Origin of the sequence: Streptomyces sp. MA5143a (genome assembly GCF_900290235.1) — a bacterium.
GTDB lineage: Bacteria > Actinomycetota > Actinomycetes > Streptomycetales > Streptomycetaceae > Streptomyces.
The window spans coordinates 105379-112244 of sequence record NZ_OLMK01000017.1; the positions used below are offsets into that span (position 1 = coordinate 105379).

Genomic DNA, 6866 nt, shown 5'->3' on the forward strand with positions numbered 1-6866 from the left:
TCACCCGCTTCGAGAAGTGATCAGGAGGCGAGACCGCGGTGCGCAGGCGCCGCGGTCTCGCCGTGTCGTTGGCCCCCGCGCGCGAGGGCCGGCCTCAGCGCTCCCGCGCGGCCAGGTCCGCGAGCACGCGGTGCAGCGGCTCGGTGGCGCGGCGGCGGTACTCCTGGATGGCCCAGCCGTTCCCGTCGGGGTCGGTGAAGTACATGAACGTGGCGCCGTCGTCGGGGGCGTACTGGACGGGCTCGGAGACGTCGAGCCCCCGTTCGACGAGTTCGGCGCGGGCGGCCTTGATGTCGGCGACGCAGAGCTGGAGGCCCTGGTAGGAGCCGGGGGCCGGCTTGGGGCCGGGGGCCATCTCCCAGATCATGTCGCCCAGCGCGATCGAGCAGCCGGATCCCGGCGGCGTCAGCTGGACGATGCGCATACCGGGCATGACCTCCTGGTCGATGTCGACGTGGAAGCCGACCTTGTCCCGGTAGAAGTCCCGGGCCCGGTCGATGTCGGTCACGGGCAGCGGGAGCACTTCGAGCGAGATGTCCATCTGGTCCTCCAGGTCGCCGTCGACAGGAGCGCGGAAGCGCCGCACGCCGGGGCGTACGCCTCCGGCGCGCACCTCACGCGAACTGCCGGCGCGTCCGACTGAACGGTTTTCCCTCACCGAAGCGGAAATCCACGCCGGGCGCCACCGGATCGGGGCGATACGGGGACGATCCCGGGGTGCGCGACTCACCCCCGGCGGGGCGGGGCGGGCGCCCTCAGCCCCGTACCGGCTCCGACTCACGCCCAGGGACGTGCGAGGCCACCAGGCGGCCCACGGCCGGCTGTGCGGAGCGTGTCGCGGTCGCGCGGCGGGCGTCCACCACGTGGGCGACCGCGGCGACCCCGAGGCCGAGGACGGCGAGGCCCGCTCCGACGACCGCGGGGGACGTGGTGCCGAGGCCCAGGGAGAGGGCGAGGCCGCCGATCCAGGCGCCGCCGGCGTTCGCGAGGTTGAAGGCGGCCTGGTTGGCGGAGGACGCGAGGGACGGGGCGGAGGCGGCCTTCTCCATGACCATCAGTTGAAGCGGCGAGCCGGTGACGAACGCGGCGACGCCGAGGAGGACCACCGCCAGGGCCGCGCTCCACTGGGCGGACATGAGCACCGGGAACAACGTGAGGACCGCGACCAGGGAGGTCAGGCCGCCGAAGAGGGTGCCCCGCATCGAGTGGTCCGCGAGACGGCCGCCGGCCAGGTTGCCGATGGTCGCTCCCACGCCGAACAGGGCCAGCAGCAGGGTGACGTCGCTGTCGGTGTACCCGGCGGGGCCGGTGAGCATCGGGGTGATGTAGCTGTAGGCGGAGAACAGCGCGGCGAAACCGGCGACGGTCGTACCGAGGGCGAGCCAGACGGGCAGGGAGCGCAGGGCGCCCAGTTCGCCGCGCAGGCCGGTCGCCGGCGCCGTGGCGTGGTCGTGCGGGAGCAGCGCGGCCAGCGAGCCGATCGCGGCGAGACCGATCACGCTCACACCGAGGAACGTGACCCGCCAGCCGAACTCCTGGCCCATCAGCGTCGCCACGGGGACACCGGCGATGTTCGCGACCGTCAGCCCGAGGAACATCAGCGAGACCGAGCGGGCCTTGCGCTCCGGTGCGACGAGGCCCGTGGCGACGACCGCGCCGACACCGAAGAAGGCGCCGTGCGGCAGGCCGCTGAGGAAGCGGGCGGCGAGCAGCCAGTGCTCGTCGGGGGCGAGCGCGGAGAGCGCGTTGCCGGCCACGAACAGGGCCATCAGGCCGATGAGGACCGTGCGGCGGGGCATCCGGGCCGTGGCCGCCGCGAGCAGCGGGGCCCCGACGACGACGCCGAGCGCGTACGCGGAGACGAGGTGGCCGGCGGCGGGGATCGAGACACCGAGGTCGGCCGCGACGTCGGGCAGCAGGCCCATCATGACGAACTCGGTCGTCCCGATACCGAAGGCTCCTACGGCGAGGGCGAGCAGGGCCAAGGGCATGGGGAGACCTTTCGGGAGGAGGAGAGCAGGGGAAGGACGGATCCCTCGGGATTCCTCCCCCACTATATGTTCACTGACGGAACAAACTCTCCGGGCTCTCCATTCCCACCCCGCTGACCTGCGAGATCAGCGACCTGACGTGGTGATCGTCACCCGTGCCGCCACCGGCAGGTGGTCGCTGCCCGTCGCCGGGAGGGTCCAGGACGCCATCGGCTCCAGGCCCCGGACCATGATCTGGTCGATGCGGGCCATCGGGAACGACGCCGGCCAGCTGAAGCCGAAGCCGTCGCCGGCCGCGCCCTGGGTGGAGCGCATCTGGGCGGTGACGGCGTTCAGGGCGCGGTCGTTCATGGTGCCGTTGAGGTCACCGAGGAGGACCACGTTCTGGATGGGTTCGTCGGCGATGGCCTCGCCCAGCGCGTTGGCGCTCTTGTCGCGCTGGCGGGCGGTGAACCCGGCCTCCAGCTTCACCCGCACCGAGGGCAGATGGGCGACGTACACGGCCACCGGGCCCTCGGGGGTGGTCACGGTGGAGCGCATGGCGCGCTCCCAGCCGAGCTTGATGTCGACGGGCTCGGTGGCGCTCATCGGGTACTTGCTCCACAGCCCGACGGTGCCGACGACCTCGTGGTACGGGTACGTCGCCGCGAGCGCCTTCTCGTACACCGGCACCGCGTTCTCCGTCAGCTCCTCCAGGGCCACGACGTCCGCTCCGGAGGCGGCGACGTCCCCGGCGGTGCCGGAGGGGTCGGCGTTGTCCGCGTTGACGTTGTGGGTGACGACCATGAGGTCGCCACCGCCGCCGGTCTTGCTGGTGACGAGTCCGCCGAAGAGGTTCAGCCAGACGATCGTGGGGACCAGCACCGCGATCAGCGCGACCACCGATTTACGGACGATCGCCAGGACCAGCAGCAGCGGGATCGCGATGCCCAGCCAGGGCAGGAACGTCTCGGTCAGACTGCCCAGGTTGCCCACGCTGTTGGGGACCTGGGCGTGCAGCACCATCCCGAGCGCGACGAGCAGGGCGAGGACCGCGACGACGACACCGCGCCGCCAGATCCCGCGGTCGCCTCTCCAGCCGCCGAACCACCGGCCGAGCAGGCGCCGGAGCCGGGTTCCTTCGCGGCCCTCGCCCGTGCCGCCGCCGCCCGTCTCCGTCATGTACGCCTGCGCCATACCGTCGCCTCACAACCTGCCGTGCACATCGTCCCCCGCGCCCGGGGAGTGCCGGCAAGTCCACGACACCGGGGTGTGGTGCGGGACTTCGCGGCACCCCCTAGACCCTAGGGGATGATCGCCGTCGATCCTGCCGCCGCGTGGCGGCCGTACGGGCACGAGGACGAACAACCCGCTGTTCGGAGTTCCGAACAGCGGTGAACGGGTGAGCTCTGTAACGGAATGCGAACATTCGCTGTGACTCAGCTCGCAGGCGGACGCAGCCCTTCGAGCACCGTGTCGACCATGACCTCCGCGAGGTCGTCGGGGAGCGGCGAGTCGGGACGCATGACGGTGCGCACGAGCATCGGGCCGAAGACGAGGTCGCCGATGAGGTCTATGTCGACGTCGGCGCGGAGTTCACCGTTGCCCTGTCCGCGCCGCAGGACGTCGGCGAGGATCCGGCGGCGCGGGGTGACGACGTTCGCGTCGTAGGCGTCCCAGATCTTGGGGCTGGACTTCATCTGGGCGAAGACGTTGTGCAGGATCGCCGAGGAGCGGTTGACGAGTCCGCGTCGGCGGACGGCCTCCAGCAGGACGACCAGGTCGTCCCGCATGGAGGTGCCGGGCAGCACCGGATCGGGCGGTTCGGCGGCGCGCAGGACGTCGACGAACAGCTCCTCCTTGCCGCGCCAGCGGCGGTAGATGGTGGCCTTGCCGACACCGGCGGTGCGGGCCACCCGTTCTATGGACAGCTCCGAGAGGGGCACACCGTCCTCCAGGAGCTTCATCACGCCCTCGATGATGGAGCGCTCCACGGCCTCACTGCGGGGCCGCCCCCGCACGGGGCTCACTTCCCGGGCCCGTCCGTCCTGGGCCCAGCTTCCGGCGAGGCTCACGGTCCACTCCGTCTCTGTCGTCGCACCGGGCTGATTCTCCCCCGGCCGCGCCCCCGAATGCCGCCCCCCTGCGCCCCGTTGGCCGAACCTCAGTGTTCCTGGGCCACCAACTCGGCCTCCTTCTCGTCCGGTTGGCCGCCCGTCGGCCGGCCCGGAAGGAAGACGGCCATGGCGACCGCGCCGAGGACGGCCACGGCGGTCCCGCACAGCGCCGTCACGTGCATGGCGTGCAGGAAGGCGTCGTGGGCCGGGCCGACCAGGGACGCGCCCCGGTCGCCGAGACGGGCGGCGAGACCGAGGGTGGCCTCGATGGACTCGGCGGCGGCGTGCGGGGCGCCGGCCGGGAGCTTGTCCTCGATCCCGGAGCGGTACGCGGTGGACAGCACGGAGCCGAGGACGGCGATGCCGAGGGCGCCACCGACCTGGCGGAAGGTGTTGCTGAGCGCGGACGCGGAGCCCGCCTTCTCCCGGGGCAGGGCCTGCATGATGACGACGCTCAGCGGGGTCATGACGTGGGCCATGCCGACACCCATGAGGAAGAAGATCACTTCCAGGAGCCAGATCGGTGTGTCCCCATCCAGGACGGCGAACGCGGCCAGCATCCCGGCGATCAGCAGCATGCCCGCCGTGCACACGGCGCTGTTGCCGAAGCGGTCGACGACGAGTCGGGCGCGCGGCGCGAACACCAGCTGGGCGACGGCCAGCGGCAGCATCAGCAGACCGGTCTGAAGGGGCGAGTAGCCGCGGACGGTCTGGGTGTAGAAGACCGAGAAGAAGGTCACGCCCATCAGGGCGAAGAAGACCAGGCCGATCACACCGATGGCCGCGGAGAAGACCTTGTTCCGGAAGAACGAGATGTCGATGGACGGATGGTCGCTGCGCTTCTCGAACACGACGAACGCGGCGAGGACCGCGAGACCGGCGGCGATGGCGCCGAGAACCGTGGCGTCGGAGAAGTCGGCGAGCTGGCCGCCCCGGATGATGCCGTAGACGAGCAGCACCAGACCGACGACGGAGAGCAGCACACCGACGGGGTCGATCCGGCCCGGGTTCGGGTCGCGGGAGTCGGGGACCAGCCAGAGCATCAGGCCGAGCGCGAGGACGACGATCGGCACGTTGATCAGGAAGACCGAGCCCCACCAGAAGTGGTCCAGCAGGACACCGCCGGTGATGGGGCCGATGGCGATGGCGAGGCCGACGCCGCCCGCCCAGATGCCGATGGCCTTCGGCTGCTCCTCGCGCTCGAAGACGTTCATCAGGACGGCGAGGGTCGCGGGCATCACGAAGGCGGCGCCGAGACCCATGACCGCGCGGAACGCGATGAGCTCCACCGGCGAGCCGGAGCCGGCCGCCAGCGCCGAGCCGACGCCGAAGACGACCAGACCGCCGAGCAGCACCTTCTTGCGGCCGAGCCGGTCGCCGAGCAGGCCCGCGGTGAACAGCAGTCCCGCGAAGACGAGCGTGTAGGCGTTGATCGCCCACTCCAGCTCGCTCTGCGTGGCGCCGAGACCGGTCGGCTCTGGGGTGGAGATCGTCTTGATGGCGACATTGAGGATCGAGTTGTCGAGCACCACGATCAGCAGGCTCAGCATCAGCACGCCGAGGATCGCCCAGCGGCGCCGGTGCACCGCTTCCGGTATCCGGGATTCAGGGGCTGCGGAAGTCATGCCTTCGAGAGTAGGCCATTTTCGATACGGGACCGTCTCGTATCGAAATTCTTTTACCGAGGTCTTACGTGCGGGTGCCTGAACGGTCACACGCACCCGCTCTGGCCCTCGCCGGGTCGAGGTGCCACCATGGAGTCGGTCCGGGGACGCCGTCAGGGCGCCTCGAGATGACATGAAGGAGCCGTGGCAATGACGCAGCTTTCGGCTGCCCAGACGAAGCCCTCCGACGGCAGCAAGGCGCTGTACGGGGGCAAGGGCACACGCCGCATCACCGTCCGCGACATCGCCCTCGCCAAGGAACGCGGCGAGAAGTGGCCGATGCTCACCGCGTACGACGCGATGACCGCGTCCGTCTTCGACGAGGCCGGGATCCCGGTCATGCTCGTCGGAGACTCGGCGGGCAACTGTCACCTGGGGTACGACACGACCGTGCCCGTCACCCTCGACGAGATGACCATGCTGTCGGCGGCCGTCGTCCGGGGCACCAGCCGTGCCCTGATCGTCGGCGACCTGCCCTTCGGCTCCTACCAGGAGGGCCCGGTGCAGGCGCTGCGCTCGGCGACCCGGCTGGTGAAGGAGGCCGGGGTGGGCGCGGTGAAGCTGGAGGGCGGCGAGCGGTCGCACGAACAGATCCGGCTGCTGGTGGAGTCCGGCATCCCCGTCATGGCCCACATCGGTCTCACCCCGCAGTCCGTCAACGCGATGGGCTACCGGGTGCAGGGCCGGGGCGAGGAGGCGGCGGCGCAGCTGCTGCGCGACGCGAAGGCCGTGCAGGACGCCGGCGCGTTCGCGGTGGTCCTGGAGCTGGTCCCGGCGGAGCTCGCCGCTGAGGTCACGCGCGTACTGCACATCCCGACCGTGGGGATCGGTGCGGGGGCGGAGACCGACGCGCAGGTGCTGGTGTGGACCGACATGCTCGGGCTGACCGGCGGGCGGATGCCGAAGTTCGTGAAGCAGTACGCGGACCTGCGGGGCGTCATGACCGACGCGGCGAAGGCGTTCGCGGAGGACGTGGTCGGCGGGACGTTCCCGCTGGAGGAGCACTCGGTCCACTAGGCCGTCGGCCTGGTGGCCCTACAGCCACTGCGGTACGGAGCAGCCCGCCGATCTTCCCCCAGTCGGCGGGCTGTGGCGTTGGGGCGCCTAGAAGACTC

Annotated in this window: 6 protein-coding genes; 1 reads left to right on the forward strand and 5 read right to left on the reverse strand. The window is 71.1% G+C overall.

What is annotated here, in order from left to right:
- Positions 1–94: 94 nt before the first annotated feature.
- From SMA5143A_RS08975 to SMA5143A_RS08995, 5 genes are all read right to left on the reverse strand, one after another.
- Positions 95–541 carry a VOC family protein gene (locus SMA5143A_RS08975; protein WP_107462379.1) on the reverse strand — a complete coding sequence of 149 codons (447 nt, stop codon included), beginning with the start codon at positions 539–541 and terminating at the stop codon, positions 95–97.
- Between the two features lie 214 nt (positions 542–755).
- Positions 756–1991 carry an MFS transporter gene (locus SMA5143A_RS08980; protein ID WP_107462369.1) on the reverse strand — a complete coding sequence of 412 codons (1236 nt, stop codon included), beginning with the start codon at positions 1989–1991 and terminating at the stop codon, positions 756–758.
- Positions 1992–2117: 126 nt separating this feature from the next.
- Positions 2118–3167, reverse strand: coding sequence for an endonuclease/exonuclease/phosphatase family protein (locus SMA5143A_RS08985; RefSeq protein WP_107462370.1), 1050 nt, complete (start codon positions 3165–3167; stop codon positions 2118–2120).
- A gap of 242 nt (positions 3168–3409) precedes the next feature.
- Positions 3410–4045, reverse strand: a complete 636-nt coding sequence (locus tag SMA5143A_RS08990) for a TetR/AcrR family transcriptional regulator (RefSeq protein ID WP_258193451.1) — start codon at positions 4043–4045, stop codon at positions 3410–3412.
- Positions 4046–4134: 89 nt separating this feature from the next.
- Positions 4135–5712 (reverse strand): MFS transporter, encoded by a 1578-nt coding sequence (locus SMA5143A_RS08995; RefSeq protein ID WP_107462371.1) that lies wholly within the window; start codon positions 5710–5712, stop codon positions 4135–4137.
- 189 nt (positions 5713–5901) lie between these two features.
- Here SMA5143A_RS08995 and panB point away from each other — a divergent pair, with 189 nt between their 5' ends.
- Positions 5902–6768: a 3-methyl-2-oxobutanoate hydroxymethyltransferase gene (gene panB, locus SMA5143A_RS09000; RefSeq protein WP_099963994.1), complete on the forward strand. Its 867-nt coding sequence runs from the start codon at positions 5902–5904 to the stop codon at positions 6766–6768.
- Positions 6769–6866: the final 98 nt, after the last annotated feature.